Annotated in this window: 21 protein-coding genes and 3 tRNA genes; 6 read left to right on the top strand and 18 right to left on the bottom strand. The window is 71.4% G+C overall.

From position 1 onward, the window contains the following. Position 1 precedes the first annotated feature (1 nt). A complete protein-coding gene (locus tag SA2016_RS07995; RefSeq protein ID WP_066497179.1) occupies positions 2-526 on the top strand; it encodes a hypothetical protein in 525 nt (174 codons plus the stop codon). A gap of 97 nt (positions 527-623) precedes the next feature. Here the strand turns inward: SA2016_RS07995 and SA2016_RS07990 are convergent, their stop codons facing one another. Next, positions 624-2,228: a monocarboxylic acid transporter gene (locus tag SA2016_RS07990; RefSeq protein WP_066497178.1), complete on the bottom strand. Its 1,605-nt coding sequence runs from the start codon at positions 2,226-2,228 to the stop codon at positions 624-626. Beyond that, positions 2,225-2,620 carry a DUF485 domain-containing protein gene (locus tag SA2016_RS07985; RefSeq protein WP_066497176.1) on the bottom strand — a complete coding sequence of 132 codons (396 nt, stop codon included), beginning with the start codon at positions 2,618-2,620 and terminating at the stop codon, positions 2,225-2,227. The genes SA2016_RS07990 and SA2016_RS07985 overlap by 4 nt, the downstream gene beginning before the upstream one ends. Before the next feature lie 179 nt (positions 2,621-2,799). On the opposite strand from SA2016_RS07985, the gene SA2016_RS07980 reads away from it, so the two are divergent. The 4 genes from SA2016_RS07980 to SA2016_RS07965 are packed head-to-tail and all read left to right on the top strand — an operon-like array spanning position 2,800 to position 6,633. Then, positions 2,800-4,020: a histidine kinase gene (locus SA2016_RS07980; protein ID WP_066497175.1), complete on the top strand. Its 1,221-nt coding sequence runs from the start codon at positions 2,800-2,802 to the stop codon at positions 4,018-4,020. Positions 4,021-4,025: 5 nt separating this feature from the next. Then, positions 4,026-4,757 carry a LytR/AlgR family response regulator transcription factor gene (locus SA2016_RS07975; RefSeq protein WP_066497173.1) on the top strand — a complete coding sequence of 244 codons (732 nt, stop codon included), beginning with the start codon at positions 4,026-4,028 and terminating at the stop codon, positions 4,755-4,757. Next, the gene (locus SA2016_RS07970; protein WP_066497171.1) at positions 4,754-5,152 is read left to right on the top strand and encodes a hypothetical protein; all 399 of its coding nucleotides are present in this window, start codon (positions 4,754-4,756) and stop codon (positions 5,150-5,152) included. The genes SA2016_RS07975 and SA2016_RS07970 overlap by 4 nt, the downstream gene beginning before the upstream one ends. After that, positions 5,149-6,633, top strand: a complete 1,485-nt coding sequence (locus SA2016_RS07965; RefSeq protein WP_066497168.1) for a sodium/solute symporter — start codon at positions 5,149-5,151, stop codon at positions 6,631-6,633. Before SA2016_RS07970 ends, SA2016_RS07965 begins: the two co-directional genes overlap by 4 nt. A gap of 40 nt (positions 6,634-6,673) precedes the next feature. Here the strand turns inward: SA2016_RS07965 and SA2016_RS07960 are convergent, their stop codons facing one another. The 6 genes from SA2016_RS07960 to rpsB all read right to left on the bottom strand — a co-directional run bounded on the left by SA2016_RS07960 (position 6,674) and on the right by rpsB (position 11,698). Beyond that, positions 6,674-7,249 (bottom strand): DivIVA domain-containing protein, encoded by a 576-nt coding sequence (locus SA2016_RS07960; protein ID WP_066497167.1) that lies wholly within the window; start codon positions 7,247-7,249, stop codon positions 6,674-6,676. 52 nt (positions 7,250-7,301) lie between these two features. After that, on the bottom strand, positions 7,302-8,264 hold the full coding sequence (locus tag SA2016_RS07955) for a phosphatidate cytidylyltransferase (protein ID WP_066497165.1): 963 nt from the start codon (positions 8,262-8,264) through the stop codon (positions 7,302-7,304). Then, positions 8,264-8,821 carry a ribosome recycling factor gene (gene frr / locus SA2016_RS07950; protein WP_066497164.1) on the bottom strand — a complete coding sequence of 186 codons (558 nt, stop codon included), beginning with the start codon at positions 8,819-8,821 and terminating at the stop codon, positions 8,264-8,266. The genes SA2016_RS07955 and frr overlap by 1 nt, the downstream gene beginning before the upstream one ends. A 108-nt stretch (positions 8,822-8,929) precedes the next feature. After that, positions 8,930-9,733, bottom strand: coding sequence for a UMP kinase (gene pyrH / locus SA2016_RS07945; protein WP_229710953.1), 804 nt, complete (start codon positions 9,731-9,733; stop codon positions 8,930-8,932). A gap of 132 nt (positions 9,734-9,865) precedes the next feature. Continuing rightward, positions 9,866-10,702, bottom strand: a complete 837-nt coding sequence (gene tsf / locus SA2016_RS07940; RefSeq protein ID WP_066497163.1) for a translation elongation factor Ts — start codon at positions 10,700-10,702, stop codon at positions 9,866-9,868. Positions 10,703-10,828: 126 nt separating this feature from the next. Continuing rightward, complete coding sequence (gene rpsB, locus SA2016_RS07935; RefSeq protein ID WP_066497161.1) at positions 10,829-11,698, bottom strand: 30S ribosomal protein S2; 870 nt, start codon at positions 11,696-11,698, stop codon at positions 10,829-10,831. A 459-nt stretch (positions 11,699-12,157) separates the two neighbouring features. Here rpsB and SA2016_RS07930 point away from each other — a divergent pair, with 459 nt between their 5' ends. Further along, a complete protein-coding gene (locus SA2016_RS07930) occupies positions 12,158-12,718 on the top strand; it encodes a M23 family metallopeptidase (protein ID WP_066497160.1) in 561 nt (186 codons plus the stop codon). A 37-nt stretch (positions 12,719-12,755) separates the two neighbouring features. Here SA2016_RS07930 and SA2016_RS07925 read toward each other — a convergent pair whose 3' ends face one another. The 10 genes from SA2016_RS07925 to dnaG all read right to left on the bottom strand — a co-directional run bounded on the left by SA2016_RS07925 (position 12,756) and on the right by dnaG (position 20,774). After that, positions 12,756-13,943 (bottom strand): acyl-CoA dehydrogenase family protein, encoded by a 1,188-nt coding sequence (locus SA2016_RS07925; protein ID WP_066497157.1) that lies wholly within the window; start codon positions 13,941-13,943, stop codon positions 12,756-12,758. A 151-nt stretch (positions 13,944-14,094) separates the two neighbouring features. After that, a tRNA-Ile gene (locus SA2016_RS07920) sits at positions 14,095-14,168 on the bottom strand. 52 nt (positions 14,169-14,220) lie between these two features. Further along, a complete protein-coding gene (locus tag SA2016_RS07915; RefSeq protein ID WP_066497156.1) occupies positions 14,221-15,438 on the bottom strand; it encodes a glycosyltransferase in 1,218 nt (405 codons plus the stop codon). A gap of 63 nt (positions 15,439-15,501) precedes the next feature. After that, a complete protein-coding gene (locus SA2016_RS07910; RefSeq protein WP_066497154.1) occupies positions 15,502-16,434 on the bottom strand; it encodes a DMT family transporter in 933 nt (310 codons plus the stop codon). Next, the gene (locus tag SA2016_RS07905; RefSeq protein WP_066497153.1) at positions 16,434-17,075 is read right to left on the bottom strand and encodes a CDP-alcohol phosphatidyltransferase family protein; all 642 of its coding nucleotides are present in this window, start codon (positions 17,073-17,075) and stop codon (positions 16,434-16,436) included. Before SA2016_RS07905 ends, SA2016_RS07910 begins: the two co-directional genes overlap by 1 nt. An 89-nt stretch (positions 17,076-17,164) precedes the next feature. Next, complete coding sequence (locus SA2016_RS07900; protein ID WP_084249404.1) at positions 17,165-18,034, bottom strand: phage holin family protein; 870 nt, start codon at positions 18,032-18,034, stop codon at positions 17,165-17,167. Positions 18,035-18,136: 102 nt separating this feature from the next. After that, a complete protein-coding gene (locus SA2016_RS07895; RefSeq protein WP_066497150.1) occupies positions 18,137-18,565 on the bottom strand; it encodes a hypothetical protein in 429 nt (142 codons plus the stop codon). A gap of 61 nt (positions 18,566-18,626) precedes the next feature. Continuing rightward, positions 18,627-18,702 (bottom strand) — tRNA-Asn (locus SA2016_RS07890). A gap of 11 nt (positions 18,703-18,713) precedes the next feature. After that, positions 18,714-18,789, bottom strand: a tRNA-Asn gene (locus SA2016_RS07885). 83 nt (positions 18,790-18,872) lie between these two features. Continuing rightward, entirely contained in the window at positions 18,873-20,774 is a 1,902-nt protein-coding gene (gene dnaG / locus SA2016_RS07880) for a DNA primase (RefSeq protein WP_066497148.1), read from the bottom strand. Positions 20,775-20,777: the final 3 nt, after the last annotated feature.

The raw sequence follows: 20,777 nt of genomic DNA, 5'->3' as shown, positions 1-20,777 counted from the left end.
GATGACGTTCCCCCAGCTGCCCAACCAGAGCCAGGCCCGCATGGAGCGGCCCCGCGAGCCCACCCCGCAGGAGCTGTGGGCGGGGCCGGGCGGGGCGCCGAGGAAGCGGAGCCCGTGGCTGTGGATCGGGCTGGGCGTGGGCGGCGCCGCAGCCCTCCTCGCCGTGGCCGCGGCGGTGGTCCTGGCGCTCGTGGTCTTCAGCCCCGGCGCGGGCGTCAAGCGGGCCTCCGAGCAGATGAGCGCCGACCTCGCCTCGGGCAACCTCTCCCGCGCCTACGGCGAGTTCACCCCGGCCCTCAAGCAGCACCTGAGCGAGACCGAGCTCACGAGCAGGCTCACCGAACTCCAGATCGATCCGACGTGCGCCGCCGACATCCAGCGGGCCGACTCGCTCGCCCGCGCCGGCCAGCGGCCCCGCGGCACCGCCGAGGGGGTCCTCGTCTGCGGCAGCCGGGCGTTCGACCTCTCCTACCGCTGGGAGGGCGACCCGCTCATGCTCGACGGCATCAGGATCCAGCCCCGCTGACGCACGACGGCGCGTGCCCGGCCCGCGCTGCCCGGAACCACGGCGGGCGGCGGCCCCCGCTGGGAGCCGCCGCCCGCCGTCGTGCGCGAGGGTGACGCTAGTGCGAGACCGCCTTCTCGGCGCCCACGCCGGTGAGGGACCGGACCTCCATCTCCGCCTGCTTGGCCGGATCCTCCCGCCGCTTGTCGAGGACCGTGCCGAGCCAGCCGAGGGCGAAGGCGAGCGGGATCGAGACGATGCCGGGGTTGCTCAGCGGGAACCAGGCGAAGTGCGCACCGGGGATCATCGACGTCTTCGACCCGGAGACCACCGGCGAGAAGGCGATGAGCAGGACCGCGGAGGCCAGGCCGCCGTAAATGCTCCAGAGCGCGCCCTGGGTGGTGAACCTCTTCCAGAAGAGCGAGTAGAGGATCGTGGGCAGGTTGGCCGAGGCCGCCACCGCGAAGGCGAGGGCCACGAGGAAGGCGACGTTCTGGCCGTTGGCGAAGATGCCGCCGACGATCGCGAAGATGCCGATCACGACGACGGTGCGGCGCGCCACCTTGACCTCCGAGGCCGGGGTGGTCCTGCCTTTGGCGAGGACGTTCGCGTAGATGTCGTGGGCGAACGAGGCCGCCGCGGTAATGGTCAGGCCCGCCACGACGGCGAGGATGGTCGCGAAGGCGACCGCCGAGATGAACCCGAGCAGGAGCGGGCCGCCGAGCTGGAACGCGAGCAGCGGCGCCGCCGAGTTCACCCCGCCGGGGGCCTTCTTGATCGCGTCCGCGCCGATGAGGGCCGCCGCGCCGTACCCGAGCACGAGCGTGAAGAGGTAGAAGGCGCCGATGATCCAGATCGCCCACACGACCGACTTGCGGGCCTCCTTCGCGGTCGGCACCGTGTAGAAGCGCATCAGGACGTGCGGCAGGGCCGCGGTGCCGAGGACGAGCGCGAGGCCGAGGGAGACGAAGTCGAGCTTGGAGGTGCCGTCCTTGCCGTAGGCGAGGCCCGGGTTCAGCAGCTTCTCGCCGCCCGCTCCGGCGGTGTGCACCGCGCTGTCCAGGAGCGTGGAGAGGTTGAAGCCGTTCATCGCCAGCACCATGATCGTCATGACGAACGCCCCCGCGATGAGCAGGATCGCCTTGATGATCTGCACCCAGGTGGTGCCCTTCATGCCGCCGAGGAGCACGTACATGATCATGAGGGCGCCGACCACGGTGATGACGACCGCCTGGCCGCCCCAGTCGGAGATGCCCAGGAGCAGCGCGATCAGTCCCCCGGCCCCTGCCATCTGGGCCAGGAGGTAGAAGAAGCACACGGCGAGGGTCGAGATGGCGGCCGCAATGCGCACGGGGCGCTCGCGGAGGCGGAACGCGAGGACGTCCGCCATGGTGAACTTGCCGGTGTTGCGCAGGAGCTCGGCGACGAGCAGCAGGGCGACGAGCCAGGCGACGAGGAAGCCGATGGAGTATAGGAAGCCGTCATAGCCGTTGACGGCGATCGCGCCGGTGATCCCCAGGAACGAGGCGGCGGAGAGGTAGTCGCCGGAGATGGCCGTGCCGTTCTGGCCGCCGGTGAAGGACCGGCCGCCCGCGTAGTAGTCCGCCGCGGTCCTGTTGTTCCTGCCCGCGCGGATCACGATCACGATCGTGACGGCCACGAACAGGGCGAAGATCGACATGTTGAGCCAGGTGCTGCTCTGCAGGCTTGCTGCGACGTTCATCGGGTGCTCTCCTCGCTGCCTGCGGCGTGGGCGCCCGACGAGGCGCCGCCCTGCTCGATCTCGTTCCGGATGGCCTCTGCGGCCGGGTCGAGCCTCTTGTTGGCGTGGTGGACGTACCAGGCGGTGATGGCGAACGTGCTCGCGAACTGCGCCAGGCCGAGCACGAGGCCGACCGTGATGCTGCCGGCGAGCTTGATCGACATGAAGTCGTGCGCGTAGTCGGCCAGCAGGACGTACAGGAAGTACCAGAGCAGGAACGCTCCGGCGATCGGGAACACGAAGCTGCGGTGGCTGGCGCGCAGCGCGCGGAACTCGTCGCTGGACTGGACCAGCTGGAAGTCCGGGTGCGGGGCCGTGCCGGCCCTCGCGTCCCGGGAGGCGTCGTTGCCCATGAGTCCTCCTGAGGTATGCCGGCGCGGTGCCCGGCGGATGCGTGATGCACATCACTGTTGCGTCCCCCGGCGGTGCCAGCCAGAGCCGCGCGAGGGGCGAGCGCCGAGCGGCCGCGAGCGTGCGCCGAACGGTGCCGCGCCCACGCCGAGTGGCTGCCGCGTGCGGCTAGCCTTGCACCATGTCCCCCGATGCACTGACGCTCGTCGCCCTGGCCCTCGTGCTGGCGGCCGGCGTGGCCGTGGGCGCCGTCGCGTGGCGGACGTGGGGATCACGCCGGGAATTCGGCAGCGATGCGGAGCGGGCGAGCTACACGATCCTGCACTCGGCCGCGCAGGCGGGCCGTTCCCTCCGCGGGGGCCTCGGCCCCGAGGGCGCGGCGAAGGCCGCCCACCACCTGCGCTCCATGCTCGGCGCGCCCGCGCTCGCCCTGACCGACGACTCGCGCCTGCTCGCCTGGGACGGCGAGAGCCCGGCGCACGCGGATGCCGTGATGGCGCTGGCCGCGAGGACGCTCGCCCACGGGCGCGCCCGCGTGGCCGGCGGGGACGAGGTCGGCTGCGCGGCGGTGGGCTGCACGGAGGCGGACTGCCGCCTGCGCGGCGCCGTCGTCGCGCCCGTCCGGGTCGGCGCCCGCGTGATCGGCACGGTCGTGGCGTTCTCGCCCTCGGCCGGAGCGGGACTCGTGCGGGCCACCCGCGAGGTGGCGGACTGGGTCGCGGCCCAGGCCGAGCTCGCCGAGCTGGACAGGTCCAGGACGCTGCTCATGGAGGCCGAGGTGCGCGCACTGAGGGCGCAGATCAGCCCGCACTTCATCTACAACGCGCTCACCGCGATCGCCTCCTACATCCTCACCGACCCGGCCCGGGCGCGGGAGCTCCTGGTCGAGTTCGCCGACTTCACCCGGTACTCGTTCCGCCGGCACGGCGACTTCACGACGCTCGCGGAGGAGCTCAAGAGCATCGACCAGTACCTCCTGCTCGAACGGGCCCGCTTCGGCGAGCGGCTCCAGGTGAGCCTGCGCATTGCTCCGGAGGTGCTGGGCGTCCCCATCCCCTTCCTGAGCCTCCAGCCGCTGGTCGAGAACGCGGTGCGGCACGGTCTTGAGGCCCGGGAGGGAACGGGGCACATCAGCATCACCGCCGAGGACTCCCCGCACGAGGCGCTCGTGCAGATCGAGGACGACGGCGCGGGCATGGACCCCGAACGGCTCCGCGAGGTCCTGGCCGGACGCGCCGGCGGCCTCCACGTGGGCCTGCGGAACGTGGACGCGCGGCTGCGGCAGGTCTACGGCGACGACCACGGCCTCGTCATCGAGACCGCGCCTGGGCACGGCACGCTCGTGACCGTGCGCGTCCCCAAGTCGCAGCCGGAGCACGAGGTGCGTCCGCCGATAGACTGAGCCGCATGATCAGTGCCCTCGTCGTCGACGACGAGCTGCCCGCGGTCCAGGAGCTGACGTACCTCCTGGGCCGCGACGAGCGCATCGGCGCGGTCCACTCGGCGACCTCCGGGACCGAGGCCCTCAAGGTCCTCGAGCGCGAGGAGATCGATGCCCTCTTCCTCGACATCCACATGCCCGGCCTGAGCGGGCTCGAGCTGGCCCGCGTGATCGCCCGCTTCGCCGCCCCGCCCGCCGTCGTCTTCGTCACCGCCGACGACGACCACGCCGTCGAGGCCTTCGACCTCGCCGCCGTGGACTACCTCCTCAAGCCGGTCCGCCCCGAGCGGCTCGAGCGGTGCGTGGCGCGGGTCGCCGAGGCGCGCGAGGGCACCCGGGCCCCGCAGGCGGATGCCCCCGAGGTCATCACAGTCGAGCAGGGCGGGATCACCCGGATGATCCGCCGGGACGAGGTGGCTTTCGTGCAGGCCCAGGGCGACTATGCCCGGCTGCACACCGCGGAGGGCAGCTACCTGGTACGGGTCCCCCTGACGGACCTGGAGCGGCAGTGGGGCGCGGCGGGCTTCGTACGGATCCACCGTTCCTACCTCGTGGCCATGGACGCCGTGCAGCAGCTGCGGCTCGGCGGCCCGCAGCCGACCGTGCTGGCCGGCGGCTCGGAGCTCCCGGTGAGCCGCCGCTGCCTCCCGGGCCTGCGCGAGCGGCTCGCAGCGGGCCGGATCCGGCCGCTGCCGTGACGGCGCCGGAGGCCGGGGACCGGCGGATCGACCGCTCGCGGCGGGTGCGGGTGACCGCGCCGGCCTCGAGCGCCGCCAGGGCGCCCAGGACTCCGCCGCTCGCGCGCGAGGTGGCCGAGCAGTCGGAGCTCGGCGGCGTGGTGCTGCGCTCGCTCCTGCGCTCCCAGTTCCGCCTGGCGGCGCTCGTCGCGGGCGCCTTCCTCACGGCCGTGGCCGTGCTGTGGGTCATCTCCGAGGCCGCGGGGGACCTGCCCTGGCTGCCCGGGGTCCCGCTCGTGTGGCTGCTGGTGGGGGCACTGCCGTACCCCGCGGCGCTCGTCGCGGCGGTGGCCTACTACCGGGCCGCGAACCGCACCGAGCAGCGCTATGCCGAGCTCCTCGAGGACCACCCGTGACTGCGGCCATCGGCCTCGCGGCGCTCGGCGCCGTGGCGGTCGCCACGGTCCTCGTCGGCTTCTACGGGCTGCGGATCTCCCGCACCACGAGCGACTTCTACGTCGCGTCCCGCACGGTGCGCCCCTGGTGGAACGCCTCGGCCATCGGCGGGGAGTACCTCTCCGCGGCGAGCTTCCTGGGCGTGGCCGGGCTCATCATGGTCAGCGGCTCCCAGGCCCTGTGGTACCCGGTGGGGTACACCGCCGGCTTCCTCATGCTCCTGCTGTTCGTGGCCGCTCCGCTGCGCCGCTCGGGGGCGTACACGATCCCCGACTTCGCGGCCGCGCGGCTCGGCTCCCTCGCGGCCCGTCGCACCACGAGCGTCCTCGTGGTCCTGATCGGCTGGCTGTACATCATCCCGCAGCTGCAGGGGGCGGCGCTCGCGGTGCGGATCACCACCGGGCTGCCCGGCTGGATCGGCTCGGCGGCCGTGGTCGCCGTCGTCGTCCTCGCGGTCATGCTCGGCGGCATGCGCTCGATCACGTTCGTCCAGGCCTTCCAGTTCTGGCTCAAGCTGGCGTGCCTGGCCGTGCCGGTCTTCTTCCTCGTGCTGCTGATCGCCGGCCGGGGCCTGCCGGCGGCCCCTGGGGAGGGGCTCGCGGCCCTGGCCGCCGTGCCGGGGGCGTCCGACGGCGGCTACCGCACCTTCTCGCTGCTGCTCGCCCTGCTCTTCGGGACCCTCGGGCTCCCGCACGTCCTGGTCCGCTTCTACACCAACCCGGACGGAGTCACGGCCCGGAGGACCACGGTGATCGTGCTCGGGCTGCTCACGGTGTTCTACGTCTTCCCCACCGCGGTGGGCCTCATCGGCCGGCTCGCCGCGCCGGACCTCGCGGCGCACGGCGACGCGGTCGCGATCCTCCTGCCCGAGCGGCTGCTCGCCGGCCCGCTCGGGACCGCGCTCTCGGCCCTCGTGCTCGCCGGCGCGATGGCCGCCTTCCTGTCCACGACCTCGGGGCTGCTCGTCTCGGTGGCAGGGGTCATCAGCCAGGAGCTGTTCGGCGGGAGCGTGCGCGGCTTCAGGACGGCCGCGGCGCTCTCGGCCCTGGTTCCCCTCGTGGCCGCCCTGGGCATGGGCGGCCAGGGCCTCGCCGGGAGCGTGGGGCTCGTGTTCGCCTTCACGGCCTCGACCATCTGTCCCCTGCTCGTGCTGGGCATCTGGTGGCGGCGGCTGACGCCGGCGGGCGCGATCGCGGGCATGGGCGTCGGCGCCGTGGCGTGCGGCGGCGCGCTCGTGGCCTCTGCGGCGCTGGGGGCGGGCCTCTGGGGCGAGGCGGCCCGCGTCTCCGCGCTCGCCGTCGCGTGCGCCCAGCCGGCGGCCTGGACCGTGCCGCTCGCATTCGCGGTGATGATCGTCGTCTCACGCGCGAGCAGGCGCAGCGTCCCCCGGGGCGCGGACCGCTTCCTGGTGCGGCTCCACTCGCCCGAGCCGCGGAGCTGACGCTGGCCGGCAGCGCGTGGCGGCCGGCCGGCGTCGTGCGTCAGTCGATGGCGGCCATGAGCTCGACGGCGCGGTCGAGGAAGGCGTCGACCTGGGTCTCCTCGTAGCCTTCCCGGCCCGTGACGGTGCGGAACACGGCCGTGCGCACGTCGTCGGCCGTCATCGGCGAGCCGTGCTCGAGGTAGTCGAGGAGGCGGATGCACAGGCTGTCGACGTCGTCGACGTGGTAGCTGGGGGCCTTCGGGCTCGAGGGGCGCCGGAACCGCTCGCCGTCCGCGCGCACGAGCCGCCCGCGCAGGATCCCGGCGAGCTGTCCGATCTCGCGCAGCCAGACGTCCTCGCCCGAATGCTGGATCAGCTCGTCCCGCTCGCGGCGGGCGAAGGCGTCCTCGAGGCGGTCCAGCGCGGCGTCGACCTCGGCGGCGTCGTAGCCGCCGCGGACGGCGTCGAAGGAGACCGTGCGCACGTCGTGGCTCGTCACCGCTGGGGCGGACGGGTCCTCGAGGAAGTCCCGGGCCGCCGACATGAACTTCTCAACCTGCTTGGGGCTGTAGCCCAGCTCGCCGCGGGCGACACGATCGAACCCTGCCGCCGCGCTGTCCTCGGTGTGCGCCACGTGTGTGCGTCCTCTCTGGAGTGCTCGAAAGACCATCATGGGAACCCGCCGGCTAGGAGCCCGGCAGGAGACTGAAGACCAGGAACGCCGCCGGCGTGGCGAAGAGGATCGAATCGAGACGATCCATCATGCCGCCGTGGCCCGGGAGGATACTGCTCATGTCCTTGATCCCCAGCTCGCGCTTGACCATCGACTCGGCGAGGTCGCCAGCCGTCGCAGCGCCGACCATCACGACCGCGAGGACGAGGCCCTCCCACCAGGGGCGCCCCAGCAGGAGCACCGCCCCGAGCACCCCCACGACCATCGCTCCGCCGACCGAGCCCGCGAAGCCCTCCCAGGACTTCTTCGGGCTGATCTTGGGGGCCATCGGGTGCCGGCCGAGGCTCGCGCCCACAATGTAGCCGAAGGTGTCGTTGGCCACGACGAGCAGCAGCGTCAGCGCGAGCTCGAGGGTGGGGTGCGGCACCGTGCCGCCCTGCCACAGGCCGAGGCCCGGAGGGGGGGCCGTGGCATGCAGGGGCAGTACGGCGTATCCGAGGAGGAACGGGATCCACAGGACCACGAACACGCCGGCGAAGACGCCCCGCGCGGCGCCCTCCGGGTGCTCGAGGCTCTGCCACAGGAGCACGGCCGCGCAGCTGGCCAGGAGCGCGAACAGCTGCGCCTCCTGGCCGCCGAAGTAGGCGGTGGCGGGAATCGCCACGGCTGCCGCCAGCACCGGCACGGCCGGAATCCGGGTGCCGTGCGTCTCGAGCGCCCGGTACACCTCCCAGACCCCCAGCAGCGCTGCCGCGACGGCGATCAGCACGAAGCCCAGAGGCCACAGGAACAGGCCCGCGAGCAGGAGGATCAGCAGGGCGAGGCCCACTGAGATGGCGGCGGGCAGGTTGCGGCCGGCGCGCGAGAGCGGCTTAGGCCTGCGGTCACGGCGCAGTCCGGGGAGCCCGCCCCCCGGTGCCTGTCCGTCTGAGGAGGGGGGCCCCGGGCTCGGCGCGTCGGGCTGGGGCTCGCTCATCAGACTTCGAGCAGCTCGGCTTCCTTGCGCTTGACCAGGTCTTCGACCGCATCGACGTGCTTCTTGGTGAGGGAGTCGAGCTCCTTCTCGCCGCGCACGCCGTCGTCCTCGCCGACCTCGCCGTCCTTGACGAGCTTGTCAAGGGACTCCTTGGCCTTGCGGCGGATGCTGCGGATCGAGACCTTGGCGTCCTCGCCCTTGCCCTTGACGATCTTCACGTACTCCTTGCGGCGCTCCTGCGTGAGCTCCGGCAGGACCACGCGGATCACGTTGCCGTCGTTGGACGGGTTGGCTCCGACCTCGGAGTCGCTGAGCGCCTTCTCGACGTCGCGCAGCGCGCTCTTGTCGTACGGGGTGATGAGGATCGTCCGGGCGTCCGAGACCTGGAAGGAGGCCAGCTGCTGCAGCGGGGTGGGCGTGCCGTAGTAGTCCACCATGACCTTCGCGTACAGGGCGGGGTTGGCACGGCCCGTGCGGATCGACGCGAAGTCCTCCTTGGCCACCTCGACCGCCTTCTCCATCTTCTCGGTGGCTTCGAGCAGGGTCTCTTCGATCACGTCGCACTCCTTGTGGACTTCGTTTGCAGCGTACGGCAGGGGCCGGGCGCGCAGCGCCGGCCCCCGCCGGAGGGGACTAGGAACATCCTAGCTGTATGTGGGTGGCCGTCAGGCGGTCACACGGGTGCCGAGGGACTCGCCGCGGATCGCCTTCGTGACGTTGCCCTCGCCCTCCATGCCGAACACGACCATGTCGAGCTTGTTGTCCTTGCACATGGTCATCGCCGTCTGGTCCATGACCCGGATGTCCCGGCGCAGCGCCTCGTCGTAGGTGAGGTGCTCGAGCTTGATGGCGGTGGGGTCCTTCTTCGGGTCCGCCGTGTACACGCCGTCGACCCCGCTCTTGGCCATGAGCACCTCGTCGGCGTGGACCTCGAGGGCGCGCTGCGCGGCAACGGTGTCGGTCGAGAAGTAGGGCAGGCCGGCCCCGGCGCCGAAGATCACCACCCGGCCCTTCTCCATGTGCCGGATCGCGCGGCGCGGGATGTAGGCCTCGGCGACCTGTCCCATGGTGATGGCGCTCTGCACGCGGGTCTCGACCCCGGCCTGCTCGAGGAAGTCCTGGAGGGCGAGGCAGTTCATGACGGTGCCAAGCATCCCCATGTAGTCCGCGCGCGAGCGGTCCATGCCGGAGAGGGAGAGCTCGGCGCCGCGGAAGAAGTTGCCGCCGCCCACGACGATGGCGATCTCCACCTCGTCCACTGCCGCGGCGATCTGCTCTGCCACTGCCCGCACGGTCCCGGGGTCGACGCCGAGCTTGCCGCCGCCGAACACCTCCCCCGAGAGCTTGAGCAGGACCCGGCGGCGGCGCGGCTGCGGGTCGTCGATGCCCGAGGCGTCCACCGCCGTCTCGTCCAGGGGCTCGTCGGCGGTGGAGGGGATAGTGGGGTCGGCAGTCGTTACGGATTCCATGGATGTGTCCCCTCGTGTGGAGCGTCTGGGCGGGAGCCTGGGTCTAGAGTAGCGGCACTTGCCGACGGCCTGCGCGGCGGCAGCCACAGCAAAGGGGCGGCCACCGAAGTGGCCGCCCCTGTGGTGTGCGTGCTAGGCGCCGACGCGGAAGCGGGCGAACGCGGTCGCCTCGACACCGGCCTCGGACAGCACCTGGCCGACGGACTTCTTGGCATCCTTGGCGAACGCCTGGTCGACGAGCACCTCGCCCTTGTAGAAGCCGGTCACGCGGCCTTCCACGATCTTCGGCAGGGCAGCCTCGGGCTTGCCCTCGGCCTTGGCGGTCTCCTCGGCGATGCGGCGCTCCGACTCGACGAGGTCGGCCGGGACGTCCTCGCGGCGGAGGTAGTTCGGGGCCATCGCGGCCACGTGCACAGCGACATCGTGCGCGGCAGCATCGGCGGCCTCGCCCTCGCCGTTCACGGCGAGGAGGACGCCGACCTGCGCCGGGAGGTCCTTGGACGTCTTGTGGAGGTAGGCGTCGACCGTGGTGCCCTCGATGCGGGCGATGCGGCGGACGGCGACCTTCTCGCCGAGGACCGCGCCCTCTTCGACGACGTACTCGCTCAGCGGCTTGCCGTCGACGTCCGCGGCCAGGAGGGCCTCGAGGTCGGCAGCGCCGGAGGCGATGGCCGTGGCGAGCACCTTGTCGGCGAGCTCGATGAACTTGGCGGACTTGGCCACGAAGTCGGTCTCGCAGTTGACCTCGACCATGACGCCGACGCCGCCTTCGACCTTGGCGGCCACGAGGCCCTCGGCGGTGGAGCGGCCCTCGCGCTTGGTGGCGCCCTTGAGGCCCTTGATGCGGATGATCTCGACGGCCTTCTCAGCGTCGCCGTTGGCCTCGTCAAGAGCCTTCTTGACGTCCATCATGCCGGCGCCGGTGCGCTCGCGCAGGGCCTTGATGTCAGCGGCGGTGTAGTTCGCCATATGAACCCCTCGTCTCGTATGTTCTGCAGGTCTTTCCGCCAGCAGGATGGCAGCCTCGTCGGGGGCGGCCATCCTGCCGGCGGCCTCCGGGTCCTTCAGGAGCACCCGGAGAGGGTCTTGGTCGAGTTAGTTCGTGCCCTCGGCCGGCTGCTCGGCGGCGGCAGGAGCCTCGGCCGGCTGCTCGGCAGCGGCAGGAGCCTCGGCCGGTGCCTCCGCGGGAGCCTCCGCCTTCTCACCCTCGAGGAGCTCGCGCTCCCACTCGGCGAGCGGCTCGGCCTGCGTGCCCTCGGACCCGGACCCGCGGTTCTGGCGGGCGATGAGGCCCTCGGCCACGGCGTCGGCGACGACGCGCGTGAGGAGGTTCACGGAGCGGATCGCGTCGTCGTTGCCCGGGATCGGGAAGTCGACCTCGTCGGGATCGCAGTTCGTGTCGAGGATGGCCACGACCGGGATGCCGAGCTTCTTGGCCTCGTCGACCGCGAGGTGCTCCTTCTTCGTGTCCACGATCCAGAGGAGGGACGGAGTGCGGGAGAGGTTGCGGATGCCGCCGAGGGTCTTCTCGAGCTTGTCCTTCTCGCGCTGGAGGATGAGGAGTTCCTTCTTGGTGTGGCCCGAACCGGCCACATCCTCGAAGTCGATCTCCTCGAGCTCCTTGAGGCGCTGGATGCGCTTGGCAACAGTGGAGAAGTTGGTGAGCATGCCGCCCAGCCAGCGCTGGTTGACGTACGGCTGGCCGACGCGGGTGGCCTGCTCGGCGATGGCCTCCTGGGCCTGCTTCTTCGTGCCGACGAAGAGCACGGTGCCGCCGTGGGCGACCGTCGCCTTGACGAACTCGAAGGCGCGGTCGATGAACGACAGCGACTGCTGGAGGTCGATGATGTAGATGCCGTTGCGCTCGGTGAGGATGAAGCGCTTCATCTTCGGGTTCCAGCGGCGGGTCTGGTGGCCGAAGTGGACACCGCTGTCGAGCAGCTGGCGCATGGTAACGACGGGCATGCCGACGCTCCTTCCGGCAGGTCTTTCTCCGAGGACGACCCTGGGTACGCCCTTGCCCCTGCCATAGTTGACGGTTACTGACGACGACGGCCGGGTGGCCGTCCGTCCCTGGCATCCCCTCCCTGCCCTACCGCAGTCGCGGACCGATGGGCTGGCAGTGCCCCCTCCCGGCACGCTCCGGCCGGGGCCGGACGATCAGGGAGACGGGGCGCTGGATGCGCGGAGTCGGCCTCCTCCCCCGCAGACCGGGCCGGAGGTGGCAGAGCACTGAATCCGGCACAGCGAAGCGGGCTCGAAAGCCGCGGTTTCCAGTGTACTACAGCGCGACACGCCCGGGAGCGGCGCCGGCGCCCCCCTTCCTGCCTGGACATGGCCTCCACAGGCCCGGTCCCCGGCGGGTCGTCCACATGGGCGCCCGGCGCCACGCGCAGCCGACGGAGCCGCGGCCATGCTGAGGGAATGGACGATTCCCACCGGACGGCCCGCACGCGGGCAGCCCCCTACCTCGCAGTGGCGCTGGCCCTCGTGGGAGCGCTGCTGGCGCCGCCGGTCCCGGCTGCCGCTGGGGCGCTGCCCGGGGGTCCGGCCACAGAGGCTGGCTGGACCTGGCCGCTCGAGCCGCAGCCCGCGGTGGCCCACCCGTTCGACCCGCCGGCCCGCCCCTGGCTCTCGGGCCACCGCGGGGTCGACCTGGCCGGCGCGCCCGGCGCGGCGGTCAGGGCTCCCCAGGCCGGGACGGTGTCCTTCAGCGGCTGGGTCGTGGACCGGCCGGTCGTCACGATCGACCACGGGGACGGGCTCCGCAGCAGCTTCGAGCCCGTCCAGGCCACGGTCCCGGTCGGTTCCGCGGTGGCGCAGGGCGAGGAGTTCGGGGTGGTGTCGGCGCCGGGGACGGCCCACTGCGCCGACGGCGCCTGCCTTCACTGGGGAGTGCGCCGCGGGGAGGACTACGTCGACCCCCTCGCCTTCCTCGGGGACCGCCGGCCCTCGGTGCTCCTCCCGTGGGACGGGGCACCCTGAGCCCGGCGCCGCACCGGCGGCGAGCGCCCGCCGCGGGTCAGACGATCGCGGAGATGCCGGTGATCGCGCGGCCGGTCACGAGGGTGTTGATCTCGTGGGTGCCCTCGTAGGAATAGATGGCCTCGGCGTCGGCGAACACCTTGGCCATGCCGAAATCGCTCACGATCCCATTGCCGCCGAGCAGGCTGCGGCCGATCGCGACGCTCTCGCGCATCCGGGCCGTGGTGAAGGCCTTGGCAAGGGCGGACTGCTCGTCGCGGGCCTGCCCGGCATCCTCGAGCTGGGCGAGTCGGACCATCATGCCCAGCGAGCTCACCACATTGCCGAGGATGGTCACGAGTTGGTCCTGGACCAGCTGGAAGGAGGCGATGGGACGGCCGAACTGCTCGCGCTCCACCGCGTACCGCCGCGCCACGTCGAAGGCCGCCAACTGCTGGCCCACCGCCTGCCAGGCGACCGCGAGCCGGGTGACCTTGAGGACCTTGTTCGTGTCCCGGAAGCTGTTGGCGTGGGCGAGCTTGAACTCGGCCGGGACGCGGACGTCCTCCAGGACGATGTCCGCGTTCTGCACGGTGCGCAGTGCGATCTTGTTCTCGATCCTGGTCGCCCGGTAGCCGGGTAGGGTGGTGTCGACGAGGAAGCCCTTGACCTGGTCGTCCGCGACATCCCGGGCGAAGACCACGACCCAGTCGGAGAAGGTCGCGTTCCCGATCCACCGCTTCGCGCCGTTGAGCACCCACTCGTCGCCCTCCCTTCGGGCGATGGTCCGGGTGCCGCCAGCGACATCGGAGCCGCCCAGGGGCTCAGTGAGCGCGAACGCCCCGATCTTCTCCAGCGTGTACGCCTCCGGGAGCCACTTCGCCTTCTGTTCCTCGGAGGCGAGGAGCTCGATCGAGCCGGTGAAGAGGCCGTCATGGACCCCCATGAACGTCGCGATCGACGCGTCGGCCCTCGTGAACTCGGCGTGGAGGAGCCCGGCGAGCAGGCTCGAATGCCCCTGCCTGCGGATGGGGCTCATCACGTCGAGCTCCGCCAGCCGCGGGACGAGCTCGTGCGGAAACTCGGCGCGGTTCCAGCAGTCGACCGCGATCGGTGCCACCTCACGGGCCAGCCAGTCGCGCACCTCGTGGAGGCGGTCGCGCTCCTTGTCCGCAAGCAGGGCCTCGAAGGAGTAGAAGTCGCCGTCGGCGTAGGGAAGGTCGGCCGCGGTGCGGTGCTGGGGCATGGGGTCTCCCGGTCATGATGCTACTGATGGGTAACTACTGGTCAGTAACATACGCTGCCTGCCCGGTTCCCACAACACCCGTCTTCCCGCGGCACGGTGCGCGATGAGACGCCGAAGGCCCGGAGCCACTGGTGGCTCCGGGCCTTGCGGGTAGGGCGTGTGGGACTTGAACCCACGACCAAGGGATTATGAGTCCCCTGCTCTAACCGGCTGAGCTAACGCCCCGCGTCTCCGCGCTGGCAGGACCATCTCATCCTAGTGGCACCGCGGCGCTGGACTACGCCCGGGCCAGGTCGCCGCCCAGGTCCGTCCCGCGGTAGAGGGCCTCGAAGGTGTCCAGCGTCGCCTTGATGCCGTGCTTCTGTACCATGCGGTGGCTCTCCGCGCCCATGCGGGCCTGCTCCTGCTCCGGCAAGCCGAGCACGGCGGTGATCTTCGAGGCAAGGTCGTCGCTGTCATTGGGCGTGAAGAGATAGCCGTTCTCGCCGTCGGCCACGAGGTGCGGCAGCGCCATGGCATTCGCGAGGACCACGGGGGTCGAGGCGCTCATCGCCTCGAGCGTGACGAGGGACTGGAGCTCGGCGGTGCCGGGCATGCAGAAGAGGTCGGCGCGCAGGTACGCGAGCCGCAGCTCGTCGTCGGGGGCGAGCCCGAGGAACCGCACGCGGTCGCGCACGCCGAGACTCTCCACGAGCTTCTCGAGGGAGGGGCGCACCTCTCCCCCGCCGACGATCTCGAGGTGCACGTTGAGCTCGGCGGGCGTCTTCGCGATGGCCCTGATGAGCACGTCCACGTGCTTCTCCTCGGCCAGCCGGCCGGCGAACAGCACCGTCGGGTACGGGTTCTTCTGGACGACCTCGTCTGGCCGCGGCTCGTAGGCGGCGATGTCGATGCCATTGGAGAGCGGCAGGACGTCGGTCAGGAACGCGTGGTCGTGCATCGCCTTCGCCGCGAGCGGCGTGGGTGTCGTGACGACGTCGGCCTGGCCCATGACCTTGCCCATGTCCTTCCACGACTGCCGGCCGATGATGTCGATGAACCACTGCGGGAAGGGCAGGAACGGATTGAGGTTCTCCGGCATGAAGTGGTTCGTCGCAACTACGCGGATACCGCGCCTGACCGCCTCGTACAGGACGTGCTCGCCGATCATGTAGTGGCTCTGGATGTGCACGACGTCCGGCTGGACGTGGTCGAACAGAAGCGCGATCTCCTTCTTGACCTCCCAGGGGAACACGATGCGCCAGTACTCGTGGGTGGGCACGGAGTGGGAGCGGAGGCGGTGCACGGTGGCCTCGGGTCGCACCTCGGTGAAGCTCTTGCCCTTGTCGGAACGCACGGCGGCGACGTGGACGTGGTGCCCGCGAGCGGTCATGCCCTTGGCGAGGCGGTAGCCGAACTGCGCGGCGCCGTTGACGTGCGGCGGGTAGGTGTCGGCACCGATGAGGATCGTCAGTGGCTTGCTGGTCAGGTCCGTGTCGGAGTCAGGCAGTGTCACGAGGGCTCTCCTGGTCGGGCAGGCCGGCGGTTCCGGCCCGCGGTGCCGGCGGCGGCGGGCGCATCAGCCGGCGTGGGAACGTGCATCGGGCCCGGATCCTCCGCGGAGTTCACGGGCGGCGTCCTTTCTCCGCTTCGCGACCTCGGGGTGGTGCCGGGACAGGGCAATGACCCCCACGATAGCAACGACCGCGGCCGCACCCATGGACACCGCGAGCACTGGCGGCACATCGGGACGCAGCTCACCGAGGATCGTGATGCCGATCGCGATGCCCACGATCGGGTCGATGACAGTCAGGCCCGCGATGACGAGATCGGGCGGACCGGACGAGTAGGCATTCTGGACGAACCACGAACCGAGTCCCCCGGCCGCGGCGATCGCGACCACCGAGTACCACTGGACGTTGAGCAGGAACTGGCCGTTGGCTGCGAGGAGGTCGCGGCCGATGATCCGGGTCAGGACCGCGACGAACCCGAACAGCACCCCGGCTCCGAGGATGTAGACGAACGCACCGAGCCGGTGGCGGAACATCGCGGCGAGGGAGCCGAAGATCCCCACGGCGAGCGCGAGCAGCAGGACGATGGCGAGCTCGGCGTCCGGCCCCACATGGTGGTTCTCGACGGTCGCGTTCACGGCGAGGAGCACGAACAGGGCCGAGCCCGTGACACAGGCGCTGATGGCGACGACGGTGGGCCGGTTGATCGTGATCCCCTGGTCCTTCGAATTGACCACGGTGGTGATGACGAGCGCGATGGCGCCGATCGGCTGGATGACCGTGAGCGGCGCCGAGACGAGCGCGACCATGTTGCAGAGCATTCCCGCCCCGAGCAGCGCCAGCCCGAGGATCCAGCGCGGGTTCCTCACGAGGCGGACGAACCCGCGGGAGCTGAGCGCGAGGCCTCCCATGTCGGCCTTCACGGCGCTTCCCTGGCGCTGGGCTCCGATGGCGAGGAAGAAGGCGCCCAGGACCGCGAGGACCACGGCGAACCACACCATCAGCGCCCCGCCTCCCTGCCGCCGTCTCCGCGCCGGCCCTTCCGGATCGGCCGTCCCTTGACGACGATCGCCCGGAAGTAGTCCATGGCCGCGACCCAGTGTCCGAGCAGGCCGAGCACGAGGAGGGACCACGCCACGGCCGAGTACAGCGAGGCGCCCGGCAGGGCGAGCTTGGAGAGGACGAGGAGCGGGGTCCCCACGAGGAGCAGGGCGGTGCGGACCTTGCCGACCTTGGACACCGGCAGGTCGGGGTGGCTGTGGAAGTAGAAGAGGGACGCGATGCCGAGGGCGACATCGGGCACGAGGAGCGCGGCGAGGTACCACCACTGGACGACCCCGGCAAGCACGAGCGTGAGGGCGACGGCGAGGAGCGCGAGCCGGTCCGCTGCGGGGTCGAGGACGCGCCCGAGGGTCGAGGTCTGCCCGAGCCGCCGCGCGATGTACCCGTCGACCCAGTCAGTGCTCCCCATGACGGCGAGCACCACAACGGCCCACCCGTACTCCCGCGGTCCGAGGACGAGCCACATGAACAGCGGCACGCCGAGGAAGCGCAGGATGGTGATGACGTTCGGCAGGGTCAGGACCGCGTCCGTCTCGGTCTGACCGCGGCCCGGACGCGCACCGGCATTGAAGAGCCTCACGGGGACCGCTCCGCCCGCTCATGCCCCCGCATCGCTTCCGTTCCCCCCACGGCCGACGTACTGCCGTGCACTCGAGCTCCCCCGGCCGATCAGCTCTTGACCAGCTTGCGCAGGAAGACGACGAACGCAGTCGCCGAGACGGTGAAGACCGTCAGGGGCGCCCAGCGCTCCCGGATCATCTCGGCTGCCTCGGCGCCGCGGCGCGCGGCGTCCTCGTTGTGCTGGGCGCCCGGGGCGCCCTTCGCGAAGGGGCTGCGGCCGGAGGCGCCGGCCAGCGCCGAGCGCACATCATCCGCGAGGTAGCCGGCCTGGCGCTTGACGTCCATCTCGGCGACAAGTCCCTCGCGGACGTCGAGGAGATGCTCGCGGCGCTTGGCGAGGCGTTCGCGCAGCTCGGCCTCAGTGGGGGTCGGGAGCTTGACCTTGCCGTGGGCCCGGTCCTGGGCCTCCTTCTCCAGCTGCTGCCGCGCCTTCTCGGCCTCCTTGGTGGCCTGGGCGCGCTTGTACTGGATCGTGGAGGGGTCGAGCAGGCGCGGGTCGAAGCTGCGGCCCTCGGTCACGATGCCGACGTCGTACCGCAGCCCGCGGATGGCGTCGGCCGGGACGAGCGGCATGGCCTTCTTGACCCAGCGGAGCCCGATGAGCGCCGCGATCGCCAGGATCACGAGGAAGGCAGCACTCACCACGAGTGCCGCGAGCCAGCCCGGCATCACGGTGGCGAGGCCCAGGATCGCCGCCACGACGAGCGCGATCACGAGGAGCCCGAGGAACACGAGCGCCACACCGAACAGGCCGGCACCGATGCCGGCCTGCTTCCCCCTCTGCTTCATTTCGATCTTCGCGAGCGTCAGCTCATCGTTCAGCTGGCGCGGTGCGAGCCGTGCGGCCTGGCCTGCGAGGTCCGGCAGAGCCGCCAGTTTCGGCCGCCGATCGTCCGGCATGCTGTGGCGTCCACTCATCGTCGTCGGGTTCCTTCCAGTCGGTCCAGAACGCGCGAGGCGCAATCCGTGACCAAACTACCACCCGGGGACGCGCGGAAGGCCGCCGCCGCGCAGCCGGCCTCAGCCGGGTGCGCTCCCGGTCCCGAGCGCACCGAAGGCCGCCTCGACCTGCAGGAACTGCTCGGCAGCGTGGACCGCGGCGTCGAAGGCGTCGGTGTCGGTGGCCGAGCCGCGGGGGCCGCGCGGGAGCCACTCGTGGCGTTCGGTCCGGATGGTCTCGAATCCCTCGCGCGGGGGTGCGTAGTAGATCGCAAAGCGCTGGACGGGCCACCCCGCGGGCGTCTCGGGGGCGACCAGGACCGCAGACCTGAGGGCGAAGTTGACCCACTGGGCGATGGGGCGGCGATGGTCCCGCAGCAGTATGCCGTCACTGAACCCAGCGGCGGACCCCTCGCCGTACACGCTCTCGAACCGGGCGCGCCACACGGTCAGGAGTGGACCCTCATAGCGTGTCCACCCTGCCGGGAGGGAAGCCGACGGCTCGGGCATACGTTCATGATAGAGGCCGCGGGCGGCGCTGCACCGGCCTTCCGGCCGGTGGCGCACACCATGGCTCCCCCGACTGGACTCGAACCAGTAACCCTTCGATTAACAGTCGAATGCTCTGCCAATTGAGCTACGGGGGAATGGCTGCAAGTGGCTCCCCCGACTGGACTCGAACCAGTAACCCTTCGATTAACAGTCGAATGCTCTGCCAATTGAGCTACGGGGGATTGCAGCGGGTTCTACCCTATCAGGGCGCGCGCTTCGAGCGAAATCGGCGCCCGGGGCCGCCGCGACGCGCCCTCCGGGCCGATCAGTCGGGCGAACGGAGGGCCCTGCGGCGCAGCTCGAGGTCCAGCAGCGCCCGGTTGAGCCGCTGGTACTCCTCCGGCGGGCTGTCGGGGCCGAGTCGCTGCAGCTGGCCCATCATCTCGGCCTTCTGGGCGGTGATCTGGAGCTCGGCGAGCCCCGCGAGGATGTCCCGGCAGTACCTCTCGAGGGACTCCTCGGTCGTGGCCGGCAGCGGGGTCACGGCGAGTTCGGCCATGAGGGGCCGCAGGGCCTCGGGCAGCTCGTGGCGCACCCGTTCGATCCAGCCGGCGGTCGGCTCCTGCGGCGCCGGCCTGCCCGCGGCCACGATGGCGGCGTGGAGGGCCGCGTGGGCGGGCGCGGCGAACCGCGCCGCGGCGAACTCGGTCCAGGCCGAGTCGGCGAGCATCTGGGGCTGCTGCAGCACGACCTCGAGTGCCTGGCGCTCCATGACCGCGACCGGGTCGCGCGGGTCCGGCCGCCACGCGGCCGGCGAGAAGGCGGCGGGGGCCGCGCCGTCGCCGTCGTGCGCGGGGCCCTCCTGCTGGGACGGTCCCTGGCGCGGCGCGGACGACGGCGCGCCCCGCCGGGCTGCCGACTGCACCGCCCGCGTGACGTCCTCAAGGGGCACCCCCAGCCACTTCGCGAGCTCCCGGGCATAGGCGGGACGGATCGCCGGGTCGCGGATCTGGGCGACGACGGGAGCGGCCTCGCGCAGGGCCGACACCCGGCCCTCGACCGAGTCGAGGTTGTGCTTGCGGAGCGTGGCCTGGATCGCGAACTCGAAGAGCGGGCGCCGCGTCCCGATGAGCTGGACCACCGCCGCGTCGCCGCGGTGCTGGCGCAGCTCGCACGGGTCCATGCCGCTCGGCTCGACGGCCACGTAGGTCTGGGCCACGAAGCGCTGGTCCTCATCGAAGGCCTTGAGCGCCGCCTTCTGGCCGGCGGCGTCGCCGTCGAAGGTGAAGACGACTTCTCCCCCGGTGCCGTCGTCGGAGAGGAGCCGGCGGGCGACCTTGATGTGCTCGGCGCCGAACGCGGTCCCGCAGCTGGCCACCGCCGTGTCGACGCCGGCGAGGTGGCAGGCCATGACGTCGGTGTAGCCCTCGACGACGACCAGCTGGCGCTTCTTGGCGATGTTGCGCTTGGCGAGGTCGATCCCGTAGAGGACCTGCGACTTCTTGTAGAGCGTCGTCTCCGGGGTGTTGAGGTACTTGGGCCCCTGGTCGTCCTCGAAGAGGCGGCGGGCGCCGAACCCGATCACGTCCCCCGTGATGTCCCGGATGGGCCAGATGAGCCGGCCGCGGAAGCGGTCGTAGAGGCCACGGTTGCCTTCAGAGAACATGCCCGTCAGCTTGAGCTCGTCGTCGCGGAAGCCCTTGGACCTCAGGTGCTTCAGGAGGGAGTCCCACCCCTGGGGGGCGAAGCCGACGCCGAACTGCTCCGCGACGTTGCGCTCGAAGCCGCGCTCGAACAGGAACTGCCGCCCGGCCGCGGCTGCGGGCGTCAGCAGCTGCGCCTGGAAGAATTCGGCGGCGATCTTGTGGGCGTCGAGCAGCCGCTGCCGACGCCCGACCTCCTCGCGCCGGGGGCCGGCGCCCTCCTCGTAGTGCAGCTCGTAGCCGATGCGCGCCGCGAGCTTCTCCACGGTCTCGGCGAACGCGGTGTGGTCCATCTTCATCAGGAAGCTGATGACGTCGCCGCTCTCGCCGCAGCCGAAGCAGTGATAGGTGCCCACCTGCGGGCGGACGTGGAAGGAGGGGCTGCGCTCGTCGTGGAAGGGGCACAGGCCCTTCCACGAGCCGATGCCCGCTCCCTTGAGGGTCACGTAGCCGTCGACGACCTCCCTGATGTCCGTGCGCGCGCGGACTTCCGCGATGTCCTCGGATTTGATCAGGCCAGCCACGGA

Source organism: Sinomonas atrocyanea, from assembly GCF_001577305.1.
In the GTDB taxonomy this organism is placed as follows: Bacteria; Actinomycetota; Actinomycetes; order Actinomycetales; family Micrococcaceae; genus Sinomonas; species Sinomonas atrocyanea.
The sequence above is the reverse complement of the archived record's forward strand: the minus strand, read 5'-3'. Positions and strand labels throughout refer to the sequence as shown.